This is a genomic window from Myxococcus sp. XM-1-1-1 (genome assembly GCF_020037095.1).
GTDB classification, from domain to species: Bacteria; Myxococcota; Myxococcia; order Myxococcales; family Myxococcaceae; genus Myxococcus; species Myxococcus fulvus.
In genome coordinates this window covers 389,482-409,855 of the sequence record NZ_JAIQDH010000006.1, presented here as the reverse complement: position 1 = coordinate 409,855, position 20,374 = coordinate 389,482, and the positions used below count along the sequence as shown (strand labels likewise).

Genomic DNA, 20,374 nt, shown 5'->3' with positions numbered 1-20,374 from the left:
CAGGCCCGCGAGGGCTCACGGCGCGCTGCGGAAGACGATGCGAATCTCGCTGGAGAGCGGGTTGCCCTCGTAGTCCGTGAGCACCGTGCGCAGCACCAGCGTGTACTGCGTGTTGGGCGTCAGCACGACGCCCTCGGCGAAGGCGGCCTCCACCGTGTACGGGACGTCGCCCCGCTCCACGTCCTCGTCCAACTCCGGCACGGGGGGCGCGGTGAGCACGAGCGGGAGCTCATCCCGGCCGGAGAACACCGCGATGCCCGGGCGCAGACTGCGAAGGTCCATGGCCTCGGAGAAGGTGACGCGCAGGGCGCCTCCCCTCGGCAGCGTCTCCCCTCCTCCCGGCGCCGTGGAGACGACCCGGGGCGGCACCGTGTCGCGCGGCAGGTAGATGGCGTCCCCGGGCTCCAGGCACCCGGAAAGCGCCGACAGCGCGAGCACGCCCGCGAAGAACCGACTCGAGCGCGCGCCCATCAGCGGCACCCCTTCTGCGCCAGGCTCTCCGACGAGTGGCACTTGAGGCAGGCGCGGTCATTCGCCGACGCCAGCTTCTTGCACGACTGCGCGAAGCCCGCCGGGTGCGGGTTGATCTGCCGCCGCGGCGACAGCTCCGAGTGGCAGCTCATGCACGACTCCTCGCGGTGGCAGGAGATGCAGCTGGTCAGATCCCGCGACGCGGCGATGCCGTGGTGCTGCGGTCCGGGCAGCTCCACCCACGTGGTGTAGTCCGGGTGCACCTTCTGGTTGCGCGGCCGCAGCGACTGGGCGGCGTCCATGCCCACGCCCGCGCGCTCGTGGCAGGCGGCGCAGAAGGACTGGGCGCGGTGGCAGCTCTCGCACCGGGGCGAGTTGGTCCGGGCCTGCACCGGGTGCAGGGTGATGAAGTCGTTGGGGTGGATGGACAGCGGCTTCTGCATGCCGTCATGGCACGTCTGGCAGTAGCTCTCGCTGTGGCACTGCATGCAGACCAGCCGGTCCGTGGACGCGCGGGCCCCGTGGTTGAACTCGAAGCGCGGGCCGTGGTCCAGGCCCAGGGGGTTGCCCTGCATGGGCCGCAGCAGGCCCGAGTCGAACGTCAGCTTGAGCCGGCCGGACGGCTCCGTCGGGTGACACGTGGCGCACGTGTTCGAGGCCACGGTGCCGTCGTGGCACTTGAAGCACGTGGCCATCTTCGGCAGCTGGTTTCGCGTGCCCAGCTTCACGTCCTTCATCTCGCCGTGGCACACCGAGCACTCCACCTTCTTGTCCACGTGCTGCTGGTGGCTGAAGTGCAGGTTGGCCGGAGGCATGGACAGCTTCGCGGGCTCCTTGCGCACGGTGGCGTCGAAGCCCGGGTGGCAGGTGTTGCACGCGGACGGAGGGTCCGTGGGCTTGCCCTTCCGACCCGCCTCGATGTCGTGACAGGTCTCGCACTCCTCGTGGCCTGGGAGGTTCAGGTCCTTGGAGGACGCGCTGGCGCGGGCCGAATCGTGGCACGTGGTGCACTCGGCGCCCGCCTCCAGGTGCTGGGCGTGGTCGAAGCGCAGCGGGACGTGCTGGGCGGGATAGACGGCCAGGCTGCGCTCGCGGGCCGTGGCGGCCCAGGCGACGCCGGCGCCCACCAGCATGGCGAGCGCGGCCAGGGCGAGCAGTGCATGTCGGTTCTGACGGTGAAGCATCTACAAGCTCGCCTTCAGGTCGAAGAGGAGGAAGGCCTTGGTGTCGGAGTCGGTGAAGGGATTGAAGTTCTGCTCCACCACCAGCGACAGCCGCGTCGCGCGCGTCAGGGCCCGGCTGGCCCACACCTGGGCGCCGTAGAAGTTGCCCCCCAGGCGCGCGTTGAAGCTGTCGAAGATGCGCGCGAAGGACACCCGCGCGTCCAGCGTGAAGCGCTCCCGGTCGAACGTGTAGCCACCGGTGAGGTCGCCCCAGAGCTGGTCTCCGCCGAAGCCCGTGCGGTACGTCACGTCCAGCGCCGAGCGGAACGCGCCCGAGCGCCACGCCGCGCCCGCCGCCCCACCGATGCTGGTGGACTCCGGCGCGCCCTCCGCGTCCACTTGCGAGGCGATGGCCATCTCCGGGTTGACGTTCTCGTTGTACCGGCTGCCCAGCGCCTGCACGTAGAAGCGCAGCGGGCCGGGGGTGAACACGTCCACGCGCACCCGCGCCTCGTCGCGCGGCGCCCACGCGAAGTAGTACCAGATGGAGTCCGCCGACAGCACGGGCGACAGGCGCATCACCTCCAGCGTCGTCGCGACGCGCGTGCCGTCCCAGCGCACCTGCGTGCGAACCTGGGCCACCTTGCCCTGCAGCACGTCGTAGTCCACGCCGGCCAGCGCGTTGAGCCCCAGCCCCCGGCCGTAGCGCGCCTCCACCGTGGCGCGCTCCAGGTCCGTCTTCCCCTCCACCATCGCCTTGCGGTAGCCCACCGCGGCGTTGAAGCCCTTCAGGTCCTCGAGCAGCAGCTTGGCGCCGAAGACGGGCTCCATCGACGTCAGCGTGGGGTCCGCGCCCGCCACGCCCTGGTCCAGCCGCCGCGAGTCGCTCTCCCGCGTACCGTCCGGCTGATACACGGACGAGCCCAGGAAGCTCGCGCCCTTCACCCACAGGCCGCCGTACAACTCCGCGCCCAGGCCCATGCGCGTCACGTAGCGCGCGCGCAGCCCATCGAACGCGATGATGTCCGAGACGTCCGTGTAGAGCTGACGGCCCAGCCGTCCCTCGAAGCCGCCCTTCGCGTAGCGCACGTACGCGTGCAGCAGCTCAGCGTCCTCGGACTTCAGCCCGTCGACGCGCTCGGCCTCACCCTTGGGCAGACCGAAGTCCGCCCAGATGCGCATGTTGGACTCGAAGCCCAGGTCCTGTCCCGTGGCGAGCTCGAAGGCGTTGAGCCCCAGGTACTGGACGATTCGCCGCCTCGGCAGCAGCACCGGGTCGTCCGACGTGCTGCCACGCCACGCACGAATCTGGTACGCCTGCGCCTCGGTTCGCGCTTCCACCAGGAACGCCGACGCGTGCGACGTCGTTGCTCCCAGCCCCAGGCCCAGGGCACAGACAGCGCCAAGGATTCGAGGGGGCTTCCACCACGTCCGCTGCACCGTTCGAGCCAGGATGTAGGACGTCAAGGTGCTGACAGTATAGAGAACCTGCTGTCGCGACAGTTCAGCTTTTCGCGTCAAGGAGACGACAAATTGGAAGATTCCGCCCCCAGCGACGCCGCGCCCCTCGGGCCGACGGGCCCCTCCGAGCCTCCCCTTCCGGAGCCCAGGAGCCCTCGGATGCTGGCGCTCGGCGGGGCGGCCCTGGCGCTGGTGCTCTTCATCCTGGTGGGCGGCTCCGTCCAGTTGCTCAACGCGGCCTTCGGCATCTGGTTCACCGAGGTCTTCATCTTCATGGCGCTGGGGTGGCTGCTGCCGCGCCTCGGAGGATGGAAGCCCACGCTCTTCACGGGGCTGACGCCGCTGCATCCGGTGTCGACGCTCTTCGGCTTCCTGTTGGGCATCGCCAACTTCTTCGCGCTGGTGGTGCCCATCCAGTTCACCGCGCAGAAGCTCGCGCCCGAGTGGATGAAGGAGATGTTCGATGGCTCGCGGCTCTTCGAGCAGCAGACGCCGGTGGAGCTGGCCATCATCCTGGCGGGCGTGACGGTCGCCGCGCCCATCTGCGAGGAGCTGTTCTTCCGAGGCGTCTTCCAGCGGGGCCTGACGCCCCCGTCGCCGCGCTCGCCCACGACGGCCCTGGTCATCTCCGCGGTGGTGTTCAGCGCGTTCCACCTGGACCCGGTGGGCTTCGTGGCGCGCGTGGAACTGGGCCTGCTGTTCGGCTGGCTCTACCTGCGCACCGGCTCGCTGTGGCCCGGCATCGCCGCGCATGCGGCCAACAACCTGGTGTCCTCGGCGGCGTTCCTGGTGGCGAAGTCGATGGGCACCGAGGCCGCGGACACGGACACCAGCCCCCAGGACGTGCTGCTGCTGGCGAGCCTCGGCTGGGCGGGAGTGCTCGCGCTGCTGGGCATGTCGCGGTGGGTCCCCGTCTGGGGCACCGGCATCGCGGTGAGCGACGCGCGCGCGCGGGAGACGAAGCCCGTGCCGTCGCTGGCGAAGCTGGTGCTGCCGTGGGTGGTGGCCGCGACGGTGTCCCTGGTGCTGCTCGCCGTGGTGGACCGGCGCGGCATCGCGCTCAATCTCCATGACGTGGCCCACCCGCTGGCGCCACTCAAGAAGGACGCGCCCGCGGGGCTCCAAGCGGAGCGGGAGTCGTTGCAGGAGCTCCGCGAGGCCGTGCGCCGGGGCGAGGCTCCGCTGGAGGCGTACAGCGAGGAGCGCACGCGTCAGGCGCGCGCGCACAAGGCCGAAGGCGGTACCAAGTCACCGTGAGCGGGCGCGAAGCCAGCGGTTGGGCGAGGATGGGCGCCGCTCACTGAACGACTTGCGTACGTGGTGCCGCCCCCCGACGCTGGCGGCCCTCATGCCATGGAGCAAGCGCGGTTCGGCACGTCGCCCTGACGATGGTCGTCTCGGCGCGGCGTGCCACGTCACAAGACAGCGCGCCCACGAGCCCATCACGGACAGGAACGCTGGCGGCAGGACGTACCCGCGCCTGGCCCAGGCTCACGGGCCAGCACCTGACGTCTTCCGCGACGAGGGAGGGCCGGAGCGGACTCCAGCCCCCCACTTCAGACGAAGCGATACGAGCTCACGTGGAAGACGGGCCCCACCATCGCGGCGGTGAGCACGTCCTTGTCCACGCGGCCCTCGGCCTCGATGCGGTGGCCGTCCTTCTTGATGTGCCTGTCGCCACCCGCGAGCTGGTACGTGGTGCCGTCATCGGCCTCCAGCACCCACACGCCCGTCTCGATGTCGCGGAACACCACGCGCCCGGTGAGCGTCACGGCACGTCCTCACGCTTGAGCATGGCGCGAGCGACGATGAGGCAGACGACCGTGTTGAAGCCCAGCCACGGCTTCGCCAGGAACGCGAAGGGCATCCACGACAGCGCCGGAGCGCCCGCCCACGCCGAGTACGCCAGGAAGCCCGCGAAGCCCAGCGCGAGGCCACCCACCGCCGAGCGCATCCCCTTCCATCCGATGGCGGGCAGCGACAGCAGCACGGGGATGAGCGCGCTGTAGAACAGCGGGTTCACCGTGCGGCCCCGGCCGAAGATGATGCGCTCCCAATCCGGGATGGGCAGCGAGGCCATCTCCACCACGTCTCCCGCGGCGCCCGCCGTGCCCATGAACCAGGCGCGCACGAAGTACACGCCCACCGTGGAGAGCAGCAGCGGCACGAGGAACGCTGGACGCAGCAGCGCGTTGAGGTACCCCGGGCGCTCACGGCCGCGCAGCGTCAGCAGCACGAAGGCCAGCAGCGCCAGCGCCCAGTACAGCGGCGGCCAGCGCGACATGCCACCGCCGAGCGACGCCAGCGACGCCTCCGCGTTGAGCAGGCCGTGCCCGTACTGCTCGGTCCACGCCTGGTCCGCCACCTTGGTCGCACCCGCGTACAGCGCCTTCTCCACCTCGTCGGGCCCCTTGGCGCCGGCCGAGTACAGCATCGCGGCCACCGCGGCCACGTGCGGCGTGGCCATGCTGGTGCCCTGATACGAGGCGTAGACGGAGCGCGACACGTCCCTCGGGTCGATGGTGTTCTGGATGATGCCGCCCGCGTCCCCACGGCGCTTGTCACCACCGGGCGCGGCGATGTCCAGCTCCTTGCCATAGGACGAGTACGGCGCGAGCGAGCCCTCCGGCCCCACCGCCGACACCGCCACGGCGCCGGGATAGGCCGCGGGGAACTCCACGTGCGCGCGGCCGCCGTTGCCCGCAGCCGCCACCACCGTGACACCCTTCTTGCGGGCGTACTCCACCGCCTGAGCCATCACCTGCGAATAGCCGCCGCCGCCCAGCGACATGTTGATGACGTTGGCGCCCTTGTCCGCCGCGAAGCGGATGGCGTCCGCGATGTCCGCCGTGGTGCCACCACCGAAGTGGTTGAGCACCTTCACCGGCATCAGCGTCGCCTCGAAGGCCACGCCCGCCACGCCCTCACCGTTGTTGGTGGCCTGCGCGATGGTGCCCGCCACGTGCGTGCCGTGGCCGTGGTCATCGTTGGCGTGCTCGTCGTCGTTGACGAAGTCGTAGCCGGCCACGAACTTCACGCCCTTGAGGTCGGGCACCTGCTTGAAGTCCTCGTGGTCCTCGTACGCGATGCCCGTGTCCAGCACGGCCACGACGACACCCTTGCCCCGGCTGCGCTCCCAGGCCTTGGGCATGTCGATCATCTGGAGGTTCCACTGCCGCGCGTACTCCGGGTCATTCGGCGTGAAGCTCGCGCGGACCTCCATCAGCGGCTCGGCGGCCTCGACGCTCGGGTGCCGGCGGATCTTCTCCAGCACGCCCGCCACGTCGTCCACGCCCACCGCCAGCGTGAGGGCCTCGTCGGCGCTCTCCACCGAGTTGAGCTCCAGGTCCACGCCCCAGTCGGCCTCCCAGGCGTCGAACTCCGCCTTGGTGGTGCCGTCCTTGAAGTCCACGACGATGGCGTGGGGCACCACATCCACCGCGTCCGCCAGCGAGGCGGGGGGCGGCGCAGGGCGCTCGGCTTCGCTCTGGGCGGACTTGCACGCGGGCGCCACCGTCACGGCCAGGGCCAGCGCGGCTCCGCCCAAACTCCATCGCACCATCCGCATCGGGTTGCTCCTTGAGGAACGAGGCACGCTTCCGGAAGACCCTACGAACGAACGGAGAAACGATTGGGTCTGCACGGACAGTCTGTACGCCCACTCTCCCGGCGTGCAAGTGCGGGAGGCTGAAGAAATGTGAAGAAGTCCGCTGGGTTGCGGAGCATCGGTCAACCGCCGGAGAGGCGCTGGAGCCAGGTGGACAGGGCGTGCCCCACCTGCGGGAGGTTGCGTTGGAAGGTGGCGCCCGCGTCGTCGATGACCTCGAAATCCCCCCCCGCCCGGGCCACCGCCGCCGACACCGCCGCCCGAGGCATCCGTGCGTCCCCCTCCCCCTGGACCACCAGCAACGGGCACGTCACGCGCCCCAGCACCGCCGGGTCCACGTCCGCCGGCGCGACCAGGCACAGGCCCCCCACGGCGGGGAAGCGCGCCTGGAGCGCCAGGGCCACCTGCGCGCCGCCGTGCAGCGACGCCACCGCCACCGCGCTCGTGCCAGCCGTCTCCAGGAGCACCCGCATCGCCGCCTCGGCGTCCTCGAGCAACGCCAGGTCCTTGCCCCGCTTGCCCTGGCTCGCGCCCACGCCCCGGTGGTTGAAGCGCAGGGTGGGAAAGCCCGCGCTGGCCGCCGCCCAGGCGAGCTCCGCGGCGATGACGTGATCCATCCCCCCACCCTCGTCCGGCCGCGGCGGGATGATGAGCAACGGAGGCGCGCGCTTGCCGCGATGCGCCGTGCCCTCCATCACCTCCGCGCCCACGGGGATGAGCGTGGAGCGCTCCAGGAACTGACCTTTCTGGACCATGGAATCCACCATAGGAGGGCGGGCGCCGGACCGATACTCCTGCCCGCACCGCCCCTCGGAAGACCTCCAACCCTGGAGATCGCCTCGGGTTCGGCTCGGCTTCCCCGCTTCACTCGGGATGTGACGCGACAAGCCACCACGACGCACCGCGTCGGAATTGAGTGTTTGGAGCGAATTACCTCGTTCGTGCGCAACTTCGGACGGCTTCCTGGGACAATGGGGCAAGGACGTCATCTTCCATCCCCCCGTCGTAGTCCGCAGGAGCCCTCCAGCATGAGCACCATCGAGCGTGGCCGCCCCGTCGTCGGCACCACCCCCCGGACCCCTGTTGGCCGCACGTCGGAAGTGAACACCGTGGCGACGCCGGCGGTGCAGCCGAGCGCGGCGCGCGCGAACGCGGTGGTGGATGGCTTCGAGAGCGGCAAGGCGAGGGGCACGGCGACGGTGGCCGGTGTCTTCACGGCGCCCCCGGGCTCGAAGGACAAGGTCTACGACGGCAAGCTGGTGGGCGCTGGTGGCCAGACGTTCGAGCCCGGCACGCCGCTGAGCGACATCCCCGCCTTCACGCCGAAGAACAACCCGAACGCGACGGCCACGGTCATCTACACCAACGGCATGCGCACGGACCTGGCCAAGCAGACGGCGGAGCTGCAGGCGCTCGCGGACACGACGGGCATGCGCACCATCGGCATCCACAACTCCACGCAGGGCACCGTCGCCGACCTGTTCCAGGCTGTGAAGGACAAGCTGGACAAGGGCACCAACCCGGCCGTGGATACGCTGGCGGACACCGTCTACAACGAGCTGAAGGCGGGCCGGGACGTGCACCTGGTCGGCTACAGCCAGGGTGGCCTCATCACCTCGCGCGCGCTGTCGGATGTGGCGCGCCGGCTGCGCATCGAAGACGGGATGACCAAGGAGCAGGTCGAGCAGACGATGAGCAAGCTGAACGTGGAGACGTTCGCGGCCGCCGCCTGCACCTACCCGGACGGCCCCAACTACGTGCACTACATCAACAACCGCGACGCGGTCCCCACGCTCTTCGGTCTGGGCGGCAAGGGCTGGAGCCCCGCGGACATGCTGCGCCACGCGGGCAAGGGCGCGCAGGTGCACTACTTCTCCGAGGACACCGTGTTCTCGGGCGCGCACTCGCTGGTGGGCACGTACCTGAACCACCGCGTCCCGTTCGAGCAGGCTCGCGCCGGCCAGTTCTGATGGCCCACACGCCAGTCGTGGTAAACCACCACCATGACGCGTGACGAGGCCACTCAACTGGTGCAGGAGTATCTTCGGGCTCAGGGCGTCCACCTGAGCCCCGGGCTCAATCCCAAGGGGCTCGGTGGAGTGTCGGTGGGCGAGGCGCAGCTGTACTTCGAGCACTCCGAGGACACCGGCGAGCTCAAGTGCAGCGCCCTCATCTATCGCTTCCGTGACGCGCCCCGCCCCGGCGTCCTCGAGGGCTTCCGCGCCGAGCAGGCCGCGGGCACGGACGCCGGCGGTGGCACGGTGGACTTCGAGTCGGAGAGCAAGAGCCTCTTCCTCAGCCGCTCGTACCAGACGCCGCCCATCGACCTGGTCTTCGCCTCGGAGCTGAGCAAGCTCATGGCGGCGAGCCTGCGCTGGGGCAGCGAGGTGTTCGAGCGCGTGGCCTCCAAGGTCATCCCCGCGAAGTGACGTAGGAGGGCTTCGGACATGGCGCTCGCGTTCTCCCGCCACCTGCAGTGGCTCCTGTCGACCATGGGCCTGGCGAAGCCCCCTCCCCCACCGGGCGGCCCGATGACTCGCGAGGCCGCGCGGGAGCTCGTGCGCTGGTATCTGCAGACGCAGGGCGCGGGGATGAGCGAGGGCCTCAACGCGCAGGGCTTCGGCGGCGCGATGGTGGGCGACGCGCAGCTCTACTTCGAGCACCACGAGGCGACGCAGACGCTCGAGTGCAGCGCGCTGGTGTACCGCTTCCGCGAGGACCCGAAGCCGGGCGTCATCGACGGCTTCCGTCGTGAGGCCGAGGAAGGCACCGACGCGGGCGGCGGCACCGTGGACTTCGAGACGGAGAACAAGAGCCTGTTCCTCAGCCGCGACTACACGCGGCTGCCCTCGGGCTCCGCCTTCACGAAGGACATGGAGCGGCTGATGAAGGCCAGCCTCACGTGGGGCACCACCGTGCTGGACCGCGTGGCGTCGCGCGTCTTCGGGACCTGAGCGCGGCGCAAGTCCGCAAGCCGCATACCTCGGCTTCTCGCGCCTCGCAGCAAGCCAGGGTGGTGAGGCACCGGCCGGAGCACGGCCACTCGCCTGGGGCACGCACCCTCCCCGACCGGGAGGGAGCGACACTCATCCCCCAAGCTCCGCGGCGCCCCCACGCGACGGCGAGCAGCAAGCGCGCGTCAGACGGCCTGCAGCACGTAGAACTTGAGGTACTTCCCCTCCGGGAACTGCAGGCGCACCGGGTGGTCTGGCGGCTGGTAGCGCTCCTCGACGAGCGCCAGGTCCACGCCGGCCTTGAAGCCCGCCTCGCGCACCGCGCCCATGAACTCATCCGGGCTCACGCGCGCCGAGCACGACGCCGTGGCCAGCAGCCCACCGGGCCGCAGGATTCCCAGCGCCTGACGGTTGAGCGACGCGTACCCGTCGATGGCGGCCTGCACCGCGCGCTGACTCTTGGCGAAGGCGGGCGGATCCAGGATGAGCAAATCAAACGTGCGGCCCTCGTCCTTGAAGGACTGGATGACCTTGAACACGTCCGCCGCGAGGAAGTCGTGCTTCTCCGCGGGCAGCCCGTTGCGCGTGAAGTTCTCGCGCGCCAGGGCGATGGCCTCCGGGTCCAGGTCCACCGAGAACACGCTGTTGGCCCCGCCCAGCGCCGCGTTGACGGAGAAGCCGCCGCTGAAGCTGAAGCAGTTGAGCACGTCGCGGCCCTTGGCCAGTCGACGGATGAGGTGACGGTTCTCCCGCTGGTCCAGGAAGAAGCCCGTCTTCTGTCCTCGCCACACGTCCACCATGAAGGTGACGCCGCGCTCGCGGATGGCGATCTGCTCGGGCGCCTCCGGGCCGTACAGCATGCGCCCGGTGCCTCGGCCCTCGTCCTCCTCCACGTCGTCGCGCGCCACCTCGTCGCGGCCGACGATGCCCTTGAGCCCCGGCACCCCGGCCTTCAAGGCCTCGATGATGAGCGGCCGGTACGGCGTCAGGCCGGCCGAGTACAGCTTCATCACCGCCCAGCCCGCGTAGAGGTCCACCACCACGCCCGGCAGGCCGTCGCCCTCGCCGTGGATCAGGCGGTAGCTGTCCGTGTCCGTCAGGTCGATGAGCGACTGGCGCTCGGCCAGCGCCTGGCGCACGCGCCGGGTGATGAAGCCCGCGTCCACCGTGTCCCGCGAGTCGCGCGTCAGCACCCGCACGGCGATGGCCGAGTGCGGATCGTAATACCCGCGCGCGACGAACTTCCCGTTCTCCGTCAGGTCCACCACGCTGCCGGCGGGGATGCGCGGCACGTGCTCCAGCGCCTTGCGGAACACCCACGGGTGCCCCGCGCGCAGGTGCCGTCCCAGTCCGCGCGCCAGCTCCAACTTCACGACATTCACGGTGTCACTCCTCACGAGCCCTTCGGCTCCGCCGGGCCAGCAGCGTCCGGGCCAGCTCCTCGAAGCCCTTGCCCTCCGCCGCCCGGGTGATGAAGGCCGGCGGCGCGTCGATGCGGTCCAGCACCGCGCGCACGTTGGCCACGCCCACTCCCAGCTCGAAAGCCTGGAACATCGGGGCGTCGTTGAAAGAATCCCCCACGTACACGTAGCGGCCGTCCCGGGGCTCCAACTTCTCCCCCCACGCCACCCGCGCGAATCTCCGCGTCGCGCTCAGCTTGTCGAAGCGGCCGAGCCAGCAATTCACATGCACCGACGAGCGCACCGCCGTCACGCCTCGCGCGTGCAGCAGCGACTCGATGCGAGCAGCACCCTCCTCACCGAGGCGGGCCTCCTCGTTGTAGTCCACGGCCAGGTCCACTTCCGTGTACGCGCTGTCCACCGACAGCCGCGCGCCGGGCACCTGCTTCAACACCCGGGCGACCTCGGCCTGGAGCCTGCGCCGGTTCGCCACGCGCTCGGCGGGCGCCTCCAGGTACACCTTGCGCAGCCCTCGCTTGCCGCGCAGGAAGAACAGGCCGCCGTTCTCCACGATGACGCCGTCCACCGGGAGCTGTCGGGCCCACGCCTCACCCCACCCCGCCGGACGACCGCTCACCAGCACCACGCGCAGCCCGGAGTCGGACAGCCGCTCCAGCGCTCGCACGGTGTCCGAGCGCAGCTTGTGGCCCGTCGTCAGCGTGCCATCCACGTCCGTGAAGACGCCCTCGACACGGGACAGGTCCGCCTCGCGCAGCGGGCGCGGCGTCACGACCTTGCTGGAGGCCGGCATCACATCACGTCCAGTTGGGCGAGCAGTCCCTGGAAGATCTCGATGGTCGCCCCCAGCTCAGGGCCCGTGAGCTGGGCCAGCGGCTGCTTGCGCGCCTTGCGCAGGAACGCGTCCATGTCCGACGCGCGCCCGTAGAGCGCCTGGGCCGCCTGGGCCGCCTCGGCGAGCAGCCGCGCGGACACCGGCGCGTCCTCGTCCACCAGCGACAGGGCCCGCTCCAGCTTCACGCCGCAGGAGGCCCACACCTCGCGGTCGTGGATGATGAGGATCTGCCGCTGGTTCACCGCGGACAGGCCGCGCACGAAGGTGTCCAGCTCGCTGACGACCTTCAGCAGCTCCTCGCGCGAGGGGTTGGCGAGGATGGCCAGCCGCCCCACCTCCGCGCGCATCTCCACGATGTGGCGCTTGTCCTGCGCGCGCAGGTTCCGGTACGCGGCCGTGCGGCCGAACGCGTCCATCTCCGTCTGGAGCTGCTGCGCGTTCCACTGCACGTCCTGCGCCTCCGCCTCACGCACCTTGTTGAGCCGCGCCGTCAGGATGCGGCCCAGGTCCGCGGAGATGGCGCGCACCGTCACCGCGGCCTTCACCTCCGCCTCGTGGCCGGGCACCACCTGCGCCCGCGTCACCTCGCCCAGCGTGCTCGCCGTCTCGAACACGAGGTTGCTGACGCGCTCACGGAAGCTCGAGCGGAAGCGCTGGATCTCCGCCAGCAGCGTCCACCGGTCGCTCACCACGGACGGGTTGCGCATGGCCTCGCCCAGCTGCGTGATGCCCTGGGCCAGCTGCGTCATCGCGTCATGCATCAGCATGCCCGGGTCCTTGGTGCCGCTCAGGACCAGGTCGGCCAGGTTTCCACCGGGCTGCGCGGGGAACTGCACGCGGATGACGTTGAGGAGCGCGTTGACGTCCATCACCGTGTCACGGATGACGGGCGCCATCTCCTCCCAGAGGGAGAGGTCCGGGCTGGAATCCACCACGGGCGTCTCGTACTTCACCAGGTCCATGTCGCTCAGCCGGGCGATGGCCTGGGCGGCGGCGGCGTACACCTTGCGCAGCCGGCCGGCGAAGGCGCCGTCGGGGTGGGCCTGGAGGATTTCTTCGAGCCTCGGAGTCAGGGAGGCCTGCGGGTTCTCGGCGTCTGCGGACACGGGGGGCACACTCTAGCGCTCGACTTCCGCGCGGGGGAGTTCTAGCACTCGGACCGGGGCCGCGCCGCAAGGCCCGGGAGCGCTACGGGATGATTCAGGTCTGTCTGCTGAAGGACGGAGCCCTCTTCACCGGGGGTGAGGAGCTGCTCGCCGAGGAGGGGCGCAAGTGGATCGACGTCCTCCAGCCCGACGAGGCGCAGATGGCCCGGCTCGCCGAGCGCTTCGGCCTGCACAAGCTGGCCGTCGAGGACTGCCTCCACCTGGACCAGCGCCCCAAGCTGGAGGAGTACCCCAACCACGTCTTCGTCGTGCTCCAGGGCTTCAGCGCGGGCAAGGACGTCTGCCAGCTCACCCTCCATGAGCACCACTTCTTCCTCGCCAAGGAGTGGATCATCAGCGTGCACGAGCTGCCCTTCAACGGGCTGGAGTCCGTGAGACAGCGCGTGCGCGCGGACCCTGCCACCACCCTGGGGCGCGGCACGGACTTCATCCTCTACCTGCTGGCGGACGGGCTGGTGGATGCCCAGTTTCCCATCCTCGACACGTTCAGCGACGAGCTGGAGGACCTGGAGGTGGCCATCTTCGAGCAGGTGGAGAAGGCCCAGTTGCAGCGCATCTTCGAGCTGAAGCGGATGCTGGTGCAGCTGCGCCGGGTGCTCTCCCCCCAGCGCGACGTGGTGGGGCTGATGGCGCGACGAGGCATCCCCCACGTCGACGAGCGCTCCACGCTCTACTTCCGCGACGTGTACGACCACCTGGTGCGGCTGTACGAGCAGATCGACGCGGGCCGCGACATCCTGGGCAACGTGATGGACGGCTACCTGTCGATGGTGGCCAACAAGACGAACGACATCACCAAGCAGCTCACCATCTTCGCCACCATCTTCCTGCCGCTCTCGTTCATCGTCGGATTCTTCGGACAGAACTTCGATGCGCTGTCGGGACGGGGCTCGTACATCGCCATGTGGGTCTCGATTGTCGCCCTGCCCGTGTCCCTCTTCTTCTGGTTCAAACGCAAGCAGTGGCTGTGAGGCCGCTCGCTGGAGGATGCATGCCGACCGTCACCGTGAATGGCCTCTCCCTGCACTACCGCGACGTGGGCCAGGGCCCGGCGGTGGTGCTGCTGCACGCCTTTCCCCTCAACGGGGAGTCCTTCGATGCGCAGGTGAAGGCCCTGTCGGGCCGCTACCGCTTCATCCTTCCGGACACGCGGGGCTTCGGCGGGAGCGGGCTCGGCGAGGGCCCCACCCTCATGTCCGTCATCGCCCAGGACACCCTGGCGCTGCTGGATGCGCTCGGCATCGACCGGGCCGTGGTGGGTGGAGTGTCCATGGGTGGCTACGCGGCCATGGCGCTGCTGCGCGAGGACGCGGGGCGGGTTGCGGGCCTCGTGTTGATGGACACGCAGTGCACCGCGGATGACGACGCTGGCAAGGCGCGCCGCGAGGCCTCCGCGAAGGAGGCGCTCGAAAAAGGCGTGGAGCCCGTCATCCAGGCCCTGCTGTCCAAGCTGGTCGGCTCGGGAGCGGATTCACCCGTGGGTCGCGCGGTGGAGGCGCAGATGCGCGCGGCCTCGCCCCAGGCCATCGCCGCCGCCCAGCGTGGCATGGCGCTGCGTCCCGACAGCAAGGACATCCTGGCGCGCTACGCGGGGCCCGCGTTGATGGTGGCGGGAGAGCACGACGCCATCACCCCGCCCGAGAAGGCGAAGCAGATGGCGGACCTGGTGACGGGAGCCCGGCTGGAGGTCATCCCCGGCGCCGCGCACCTGGCCAACCAGGAGCAGCCCGAGCGCGTCAACGCGGTGCTGGACTCATTCCTCGCGTCACTCTGAGGAACTCAGCGCCCACGGGTCGCCAGTCGGCGGGCCTCCTCGAGGACATGTGCCTTGAGGAGATAACCGAAGCCCGCGTTCTGGATGCGGGTGACGAGCTCCTGACGGGTGGAGCCCATGTGCTCGGCGACCTCGTCCAGGTTCCACCGGGATTGGGCGAGCCGTTGCAGCAGGTAGGCGCGACGCGTCTGCGCCGCGGAGAGGCGGTACGTCTTCAGGTATTGAAGCGTGCCGTCCTTGTCCACGATGGCCTCGCCCAGGTGGTTCTCCGCCGACGGGACCAGGCTCGTATGGAAGCGCTGCAGGAGATACGGGCCGGCCTCGTACACCTTCTGTGACGACACCTCGACGCCCAAGAGGCCTCCGGCCATGAAGCCGTGGAAGGCGCCCCAGTCCTCGCGCATGCGCGTCACCTCCGCGCGCAGGTCACCGAGGCTCGACACCCGCTTCGCGTCCAGTGGCGTCCACAGCTCGACGACCTCCTGGAGATAGCCGTACTGGAGCAGCAGCTCGCCGTAGAAGTCCTCGAGCAGCGTGCGGTGCAGGACGCGGTAGTCGTCGGGATGCGAGACGACGAAGGCGGACAGCAGCTCATCCGCGTTGAAGAGCAGCAGGCCCACCTGCTTCTCGTGGACCTCGAAGGTGCGCAGCGCCCCGTCCAACACCGAGCTGAGCCACCCGGGGACGGAGGACTCCATGCGGGGATTGAGCCCGTAGGTCAGCGCGTCGCGTGAGTACTCCGACCAGGCGATCTCCGGCCCGCCGAAGTGCTGCGCCAGGAAGCCCTCCATCGCCAGATGCAGGGGCAACATGCGCAGCTGGTTCTTGTCCTCGCGGTGCACCATGCGGTGCAACAGGCGCACCGGGACGGGGCCGGCCATCACCTTCTTGCCGTCACGCGCGTTCAGCCGCGTGCCGTAGACGGCGTCCGCCTGGCGCTGGCCCCAGCTCACCACCATGCCGTGCGGGACGTAGGAGATGTACTTGAGGCCGCGGCCCTCGAGCTCACCCTCCAGGGACACCACCGCCGCCCACTCCGAGTACTCGCGGCGCGCGAAGCGCAGGTCGTCCCGCACCTCGTCGCGGAGCACCGGCACCAGCCGCATGCGGTTCCACGCCTGCGCGGGCGCGAAGCGCAGCCCGTGCGCCTCCAGTCGCCGGATGAGTCGCGTGTCGCTCATGCCTCCACCTCGTCCGCGCCTTCATGCACCTGGGGCTTCAGCCACGAATCCACGCGTCCGGACAGGTAGCGCTCCAGCTCCGCCAGCGACGCCGTGCCCTCCGCGAAGCGCGCGAACCCGAGCACCGTCGGGACGTCCTCGGCGTCTCGCACGCCCACCGTGGCCACCGCTCCGCCGAACGAGCGCGGCGCGTACTCCTCCGCGTCGAAGACGGGATTGACGTGCACCAGCGCGGTGCGCCGGTCCCGGTCCAGGCGCTCACGGAACACCCGCGTCAGCTCCGCCACCGCGCCCGGCGGGTCATTGTCGTAGCCATCCGAGACGATGACCACCAGCTCCGCGCCCCACTCCAGCGCATCCAACAGCGGCGTGGCCAGGTCCGTCTGCCCGCGCGCCGACACCGTCAACGGGTCCTCCACGGGCTCGCCCGTCCAGAAGGCCCGGTACTCCCGCGCCGCGGAGGACAGCAGGTAGTGCGTCGCCAGCGCCACGGCCAGCGGACGCCGCCGCTTCTGCAGCGAGCCGGACGTCGAATAGCTCCGGTCCAACACCGCCGCCACCTTCCCCAACGCGGGCTTCGCGCGCGCCAGCACCCGCGCCGCCGAGCCCTCCAGCGCCGTGTGCAACTCCTCGCGGCGAGAGGCCCGCGCCTCCGCCTTCAATGACAACACATACAGCGCGAGCTTCGTCAGCGGCGCGCGGGACAGGTCCACCGCCGGCTCCACGCCCCCCTCGCGCGCGGCGGACTCCTGGAGTCGCAGGCGCTCCGCCTGGGTGAGGCGCGGCTCGATGCGCTGGAGGAACACGTCGCGCGGGACGCCGTGCTTCTGCGCCAGTCCCTCCGCCACCGTGTAGGGCAGCTCGTAGAGCGCTTCTTGCGCGAAGTGCGCCCGACGAAAGGATTCGAACAGCGGCTGGGTGAAGACCCGCTTCTTCCAGCCCTTGAAGAGGAACGGCCCCAGCTCGCCCTCCAGCTTCACGTGCCCGTGCACCACCGCCGCGCGCAGCTTGGAGCGGTACTTCACCGCGTCGAAGGAGAGGTTCGAGCGCCCGGCCAGGTACTCCCGGACGATGGCGCGGCTGCGGCGGTTGTTGACGTGCCGCGAGCGCAGCGACTCCAACACCCGGAACGCGCGCTGCGTGGGCAGCCGGCGCAGCGCCGCGGCGATGAGGGCCCCCTCCTCCGCTCGCCCGGCCGGGTCCACGGGACTGCCGGCGGCGAGCAGGTTGAGGATGATCTGCGCCTGGTTGAAGTGGTTGATGCCCGCCGCGAGCGTGCGGCGGTAGAGGCGCCGGTAGTTGCCCAGGATGTACTGGTGCAGGAACTCGATGGAGACCGACTGCCCGCGCGCGTCACCGTAGAACTCCCGCTGGCCCGTGCAGGAGAAGCACGCGTTGACGAACATCACCAGGTCCTCTCGGGCGACCTGTTCGATACGGACTTCTGCGGGCAAGGCCATCGCGCGCACTGCCTCCGGGAAGACGAGAGGAGCGCCGCTCGGGGAAGAGTGAAACGACCAGCGTGTCAGGCTCCAAAGGCTTGAATCGGAAGTCGCATCGGAGTCCCGCGAGCGGCGCGCCGAGGCTACCACACGTCGCGCGCCGGGGACTCCTGACGTCCGCCTTCACCGCCTCACGGCTGGCACGACACCTCGGTGTCCTCCACCACGCAGGAGGTGCACGAGGCCGTCTCCACCAGGATGCCCTCGCGGCACTCCAGGATGGCCTTCCCGTCCTGACGGCACAGGCCCCGCCCCTCGGCGCTGGCCGCGCACGCATCCCCCGGGCCGTTGCCGGAGGTGTCACAGCGCACCGCCTCGTCAGACTCGCGGCACCCCAGCGGGCCCCGGCACGGCAGCTGCCGCCACTTGCCGGAACGACACTCCAGGGCCAGGACGGCCTCCTGACAGATGAAGCTCCCCGGTTCGTCGCAGTCGTCCCCCGAGCCGGGGCCACCGCAGGCGGTGAGGAGGAGGGAGCCAACAGCGGACACGAGTGCGAGGAAGGAGCGGTTCATGGGCTGAACCCAATATTTCGAGCGTCCCGCTCCCGGTCAACCACCCAGTGTCGACTGGAAGAAACGCCGGAAGTTTCCGCCCATCACACGTTCCACCCAGGACTCCGGATGGCGGCGCAGCAGTGCCGTGGTGAGCAGGCGCAGGTCCGTGACGTCCTTCATGCCCTTGGGCAAGGGCACCATGCCGTCGTAGTCCGAGCCCAGGCCCACGCCCTCCTCGCCCATGACGTCCACCGCGTGCTCGATGTGGCGAACCACGTCGTCCACCGAGTCTCCGCCCAGGTACACGGGGGCGAAGATGATTCCCACCACCCCACCCCGGTCCGCGATGAAGCGCAGCGAGGCGTCGCTCAGGTTGCGCCACCCGCCCCCCGCCGCGCGCACCCCCGTGTGCGAACAGAAGTAGCGCACCGAGGGATGGGAGAAGAGGTTCTCCAGGGTGCGCTCGGAGGCGTGCGCCACGTCCACGCTCAATCCCAGCCGGGCCATCTCCTCCATCACCTCGTGGCCCAGCGTCGTCAGCCCCCGGTTGCCCATCATCGGGAACGAGGAGCCGCCCAGGTCATTGTTCGACAGGTGCGTGAGCCCCATGAAGCGCACGCCCCGGCGGTGCAGCTCCGCCAGCCGCTCCACCTTCCCCTCGATGGCGTGCCCGCCCTCCACGCCCAGCACCGCGGACAGCCGCCCCTGGGCCAGGTTGTCGTCCAACACCTGACGCGAGTCGGCCACGCGCACCGTGTCCCCGGAGCGCTGGCAGAACTCCGCCATGCGCTCGAGCTGCCACAGCGCCCGCGTCCACTCGCTGGCGCGCGCCTCCCGAGGCCAGCCGCGCCACGCGGCGAACACCGGGAAGCCGCCGATGAAGGGGAAGCCCCGGGTGACGATGGTGAAGCACTGCAGCTTCACCCCCGCCTCCCGCAGGCGGGGGAAGTCCACGTGCCCCTCGTCGGAGCGGACACACAAATCCCGGTTCCACATGAGGGAGTCCGCGTGTCCGTCCGCGATGCACCAGCGCTGGTGGAGCTCGTTCACGTCACCCATAGGTGCCTGAGTCTGCCCATCCCACGGCCCCAGACAAGCACCCTCCGACCCACGCCGGGCCTCATGTCCCGGTGGCGATGACGCCACGGGGGAAGGCGAGCCCGGCCAGCGCGTCCTCCGGGGACAGCACGTCCGCGGCCTGCCCCCGGGAGCGCGCCTCCTGGCGCACCTGCAGGGCCTCCCGCGCGGCCTCCGGCGGGCCATACGTGTACCCCCGCCCCGCCAGCACCCCACGCAGCGCGTCCCGCAGCTCCAGCGCCGTCTGGCAGCGCTCCTCCGGCTCCCGGCGCAGCAGCCGCGCCAGGATGGAGCGCAGCGGCGAGCACAGGGACCGCGTCGCATGCTCCACGTGCTCCGGCGCGAAGCAGGCCACGCGCGCCGCCATCAACGGCAGGGGCAGCCAGCTGGGCGACTCCGCCTGGAGCACCTCCGCGTCCGCGTGCGGGCCGGCCGCGAGCGCCGCGCGCTCCACCGGCTCCAGGTCCAGCAGGTGCAACCCGGTGGCGAGCTCCAGCAGCACCACGCCCAGGGAGAACAGGTCCGAGCGCCCGTCGACCGGGCGGCGCAGCAACACCTCCGGAGACGCATACGCCAGGTCTCCGCGGACCACGTGGCCTTCGGTGGCCACGCGCCCCGGCAGCCGCGCCCACGCCAGCGCGAAGTCCGCCAGCTTCACGTGGCCGCGCGCGTCCAGCCGCAGCGTGCGCGGGCTGACGTCCCGGTGCACGAGCCCCAGGGGCCTGCCCCGGTCATCCTCCAGCGAGTGCGCGTGGTGGAGCGCGTCCGCCAGCTGCTCCCCCACGTAGGCGGTGAAGGCCTCCGAGAGCGGCCGGCGCCGCAGCGCCGCGAAGCTGATGAGCGTCTCCAGGCTCTGGCCCTCCACGTACTCCATGACGAGGTGGGGCGAGCCGTCGTGCACGCGCACCAGGAACACCCGCGCGATGGACGGGTGCGACAGCCGCATCAGCAGCTTGACCTCCTCGCGCAGCCGCGCCCGACCGAGTTCGTCCTCCGCGTCCATCAGGCGCTTGATGAGCACCAGGTCGCCAGGCGAGTCCGCGTAGTGCCTGCGGGCGAGCAGCAGCTCCCCCGAGCCACGCGAGCCCAGGTAGCGGATCAACTCATAGGACGTGGCGCCCGCGGAGAAGAGGATGAAGGGTTTGAGGGAAGGCTGGTCCGGGTGGTGGGTGCCCATGCGAAGGACGGCTCCTGGTGCGAAGGACCTCCCCAGGGTTGGGAAGGCGTGAGGAAACCTCACGCATCCTCCCTACCATCCAGGTCCGACA

General features: G+C 70.3%; 20 protein-coding genes. 6 read left to right on the top strand and 14 right to left on the bottom strand.

The genetic code is table 11. The features are described from left to right. Positions 1–15 precede the first annotated feature (15 nt). Genes K8640_RS15540 through K8640_RS15530 form a run of 3 tightly spaced genes read right to left on the bottom strand, consistent with a single transcriptional unit; the run spans position 16 to position 2,975 of the window. Positions 16–471 carry an Ig-like domain-containing protein gene (locus tag K8640_RS15540; RefSeq protein WP_223747728.1) on the bottom strand — a complete coding sequence of 152 codons (456 nt, stop codon included), beginning with the start codon at positions 469–471 and terminating at the stop codon, positions 16–18. Further along, a complete protein-coding gene (locus K8640_RS15535) occupies positions 471–1,655 on the bottom strand; it encodes a cytochrome c3 family protein (protein ID WP_223747727.1) in 1,185 nt (394 codons plus the stop codon). Before K8640_RS15535 ends, K8640_RS15540 begins: the two co-directional genes overlap by 1 nt. Then, positions 1,656–2,975: a hypothetical protein gene (locus K8640_RS15530; RefSeq protein ID WP_223747726.1), complete on the bottom strand. Its 1,320-nt coding sequence runs from the start codon at positions 2,973–2,975 to the stop codon at positions 1,656–1,658. Between the two features lie 192 nt (positions 2,976–3,167). On the opposite strand from K8640_RS15530, the gene K8640_RS15525 reads away from it, so the two are divergent. After that, positions 3,168–4,352, top strand: coding sequence for a type II CAAX endopeptidase family protein (locus tag K8640_RS15525; RefSeq protein WP_305070658.1), 1,185 nt, complete (start codon positions 3,168–3,170; stop codon positions 4,350–4,352). A gap of 299 nt (positions 4,353–4,651) precedes the next feature. Here the strand turns inward: K8640_RS15525 and K8640_RS15520 are convergent, their stop codons facing one another. From K8640_RS15520 to K8640_RS15510, 3 genes are all read right to left on the bottom strand, one after another. Next, on the bottom strand, positions 4,652–4,867 hold the full coding sequence (locus K8640_RS15520) for a DUF5818 domain-containing protein (RefSeq protein ID WP_223747724.1): 216 nt from the start codon (positions 4,865–4,867) through the stop codon (positions 4,652–4,654). Then, a complete protein-coding gene (locus K8640_RS15515) occupies positions 4,864–6,663 on the bottom strand; it encodes a S8 family serine peptidase (protein WP_223747745.1) in 1,800 nt (599 codons plus the stop codon). Before K8640_RS15515 ends, K8640_RS15520 begins: the two co-directional genes overlap by 4 nt. 161 nt (positions 6,664–6,824) lie before the next feature. Further along, a complete protein-coding gene (locus K8640_RS15510; RefSeq protein ID WP_223747723.1) occupies positions 6,825–7,457 on the bottom strand; it encodes a serine aminopeptidase domain-containing protein in 633 nt (210 codons plus the stop codon). Positions 7,458–7,730: 273 nt separating this feature from the next. On the opposite strand from K8640_RS15510, the gene K8640_RS15505 reads away from it, so the two are divergent. The 3 genes from K8640_RS15505 to K8640_RS15495 all read left to right on the top strand — a co-directional run bounded on the left by K8640_RS15505 (position 7,731) and on the right by K8640_RS15495 (position 9,656). Continuing rightward, positions 7,731–8,672, top strand: coding sequence for a hypothetical protein (locus tag K8640_RS15505; RefSeq protein WP_223747722.1), 942 nt, complete (start codon positions 7,731–7,733; stop codon positions 8,670–8,672). Between the two features lie 33 nt (positions 8,673–8,705). Further along, complete coding sequence (locus K8640_RS15500) at positions 8,706–9,131, top strand: hypothetical protein (protein ID WP_141324530.1); 426 nt, start codon at positions 8,706–8,708, stop codon at positions 9,129–9,131. A 102-nt stretch (positions 9,132–9,233) separates the two neighbouring features. Beyond that, positions 9,234–9,656 carry a hypothetical protein gene (locus K8640_RS15495; protein WP_223747744.1) on the top strand — a complete coding sequence of 141 codons (423 nt, stop codon included), beginning with the start codon at positions 9,234–9,236 and terminating at the stop codon, positions 9,654–9,656. 185 nt (positions 9,657–9,841) lie between these two features. On the opposite strand, the gene K8640_RS15490 is transcribed toward K8640_RS15495, so the two are convergent. Genes K8640_RS15490 through K8640_RS15480 form a run of 3 tightly spaced genes read right to left on the bottom strand, consistent with a single transcriptional unit; the run spans position 9,842 to position 13,024 of the window. Further along, positions 9,842–11,038: a class I SAM-dependent rRNA methyltransferase gene (locus K8640_RS15490; RefSeq protein WP_141324529.1), complete on the bottom strand. Its 1,197-nt coding sequence runs from the start codon at positions 11,036–11,038 to the stop codon at positions 9,842–9,844. 4 nt (positions 11,039–11,042) lie between these two features. Continuing rightward, positions 11,043–11,867, bottom strand: coding sequence for an HAD-IIB family hydrolase (locus K8640_RS15485; RefSeq protein WP_143097187.1), 825 nt, complete (start codon positions 11,865–11,867; stop codon positions 11,043–11,045). Further along, a complete protein-coding gene (locus tag K8640_RS15480; protein ID WP_141324527.1) occupies positions 11,867–13,024 on the bottom strand; it encodes a hypothetical protein in 1,158 nt (385 codons plus the stop codon). The genes K8640_RS15485 and K8640_RS15480 overlap by 1 nt, the downstream gene beginning before the upstream one ends. 80 nt (positions 13,025–13,104) lie before the next feature. Here K8640_RS15480 and corA point away from each other — a divergent pair, with 80 nt between their 5' ends. Together corA and K8640_RS15470 are read left to right on the top strand one after the other, a co-directional pair. Beyond that, entirely contained in the window at positions 13,105–14,046 is a 942-nt protein-coding gene (corA, locus tag K8640_RS15475; RefSeq protein WP_223747721.1) for a magnesium/cobalt transporter CorA, read from the top strand. 20 nt (positions 14,047–14,066) lie between these two features. Then, on the top strand, positions 14,067–14,849 hold the full coding sequence (locus K8640_RS15470; RefSeq protein WP_223747720.1) for an alpha/beta fold hydrolase: 783 nt from the start codon (positions 14,067–14,069) through the stop codon (positions 14,847–14,849). A gap of 5 nt (positions 14,850–14,854) precedes the next feature. Here K8640_RS15470 and K8640_RS15465 read toward each other — a convergent pair whose 3' ends face one another. The 5 genes from K8640_RS15465 to K8640_RS15445 form a co-directional block, all read right to left on the bottom strand. Continuing rightward, positions 14,855–16,030 carry an ARPP-2 domain-containing protein gene (locus K8640_RS15465; RefSeq protein ID WP_223747719.1) on the bottom strand — a complete coding sequence of 392 codons (1,176 nt, stop codon included), beginning with the start codon at positions 16,028–16,030 and terminating at the stop codon, positions 14,855–14,857. Next, positions 16,027–17,490: a hypothetical protein gene (locus tag K8640_RS15460; RefSeq protein ID WP_223747718.1), complete on the bottom strand. Its 1,464-nt coding sequence runs from the start codon at positions 17,488–17,490 to the stop codon at positions 16,027–16,029. The genes K8640_RS15465 and K8640_RS15460 overlap by 4 nt, the downstream gene beginning before the upstream one ends. Before the next feature lie 173 nt (positions 17,491–17,663). After that, entirely contained in the window at positions 17,664–18,047 is a 384-nt protein-coding gene (locus K8640_RS15455; RefSeq protein WP_141324522.1) for a hypothetical protein, read from the bottom strand. 36 nt (positions 18,048–18,083) lie between these two features. Next, positions 18,084–19,088 (bottom strand): dipeptidase, encoded by a 1,005-nt coding sequence (locus tag K8640_RS15450; RefSeq protein ID WP_223747717.1) that lies wholly within the window; start codon positions 19,086–19,088, stop codon positions 18,084–18,086. 61 nt (positions 19,089–19,149) lie between these two features. After that, positions 19,150–20,283 (bottom strand): serine/threonine-protein kinase, encoded by a 1,134-nt coding sequence (locus K8640_RS15445; RefSeq protein ID WP_223747716.1) that lies wholly within the window; start codon positions 20,281–20,283, stop codon positions 19,150–19,152. Between the last annotated feature and the right edge of the window lie 91 nt (positions 20,284–20,374).

Coding starts and splice junctions, on each gene's coding strand:
- K8640_RS15535 (WP_223747727.1), bottom strand. CDS start 1,655: ATGCTTCACCGTCAGAACCGACATGCACTGCTCGCCCTGGCCGCGCTC.
- K8640_RS15450 (WP_223747717.1), bottom strand. CDS start 19,088: ATGGGTGACGTGAACGAGCTCCACCAGCGCTGGTGCATCGCGGACGGA.
- K8640_RS15460 (WP_223747718.1), bottom strand. CDS start 17,490: ATGGCCTTGCCCGCAGAAGTCCGTATCGAACAGGTCGCCCGAGAGGAC.
- corA (WP_223747721.1), top strand. CDS start 13,105: ATGATTCAGGTCTGTCTGCTGAAGGACGGAGCCCTCTTCACCGGGGGT.
- K8640_RS15470 (WP_223747720.1), top strand. CDS start 14,067: ATGCCGACCGTCACCGTGAATGGCCTCTCCCTGCACTACCGCGACGTG.
- K8640_RS15455 (WP_141324522.1), bottom strand. CDS start 18,047: ATGAACCGCTCCTTCCTCGCACTCGTGTCCGCTGTTGGCTCCCTCCTC.
- K8640_RS15505 (WP_223747722.1), top strand. CDS start 7,731: ATGAGCACCATCGAGCGTGGCCGCCCCGTCGTCGGCACCACCCCCCGG.
- K8640_RS15540 (WP_223747728.1), bottom strand. CDS start 471: ATGGGCGCGCGCTCGAGTCGGTTCTTCGCGGGCGTGCTCGCGCTGTCG.
- K8640_RS15515 (WP_223747745.1), bottom strand. CDS start 6,663: ATGCGGATGGTGCGATGGAGTTTGGGCGGAGCCGCGCTGGCCCTGGCC.
- K8640_RS15500 (WP_141324530.1), top strand. CDS start 8,706: ATGACGCGTGACGAGGCCACTCAACTGGTGCAGGAGTATCTTCGGGCT.
- K8640_RS15465 (WP_223747719.1), bottom strand. CDS start 16,030: ATGAGCGACACGCGACTCATCCGGCGACTGGAGGCGCACGGGCTGCGC.
- K8640_RS15485 (WP_143097187.1), bottom strand. CDS start 11,867: ATGCCGGCCTCCAGCAAGGTCGTGACGCCGCGCCCGCTGCGCGAGGCG.
- K8640_RS15445 (WP_223747716.1), bottom strand. CDS start 20,283: ATGGGCACCCACCACCCGGACCAGCCTTCCCTCAAACCCTTCATCCTC.
- K8640_RS15510 (WP_223747723.1), bottom strand. CDS start 7,457: ATGGTCCAGAAAGGTCAGTTCCTGGAGCGCTCCACGCTCATCCCCGTG.
- K8640_RS15495 (WP_223747744.1), top strand. CDS start 9,234: ATGACTCGCGAGGCCGCGCGGGAGCTCGTGCGCTGGTATCTGCAGACG.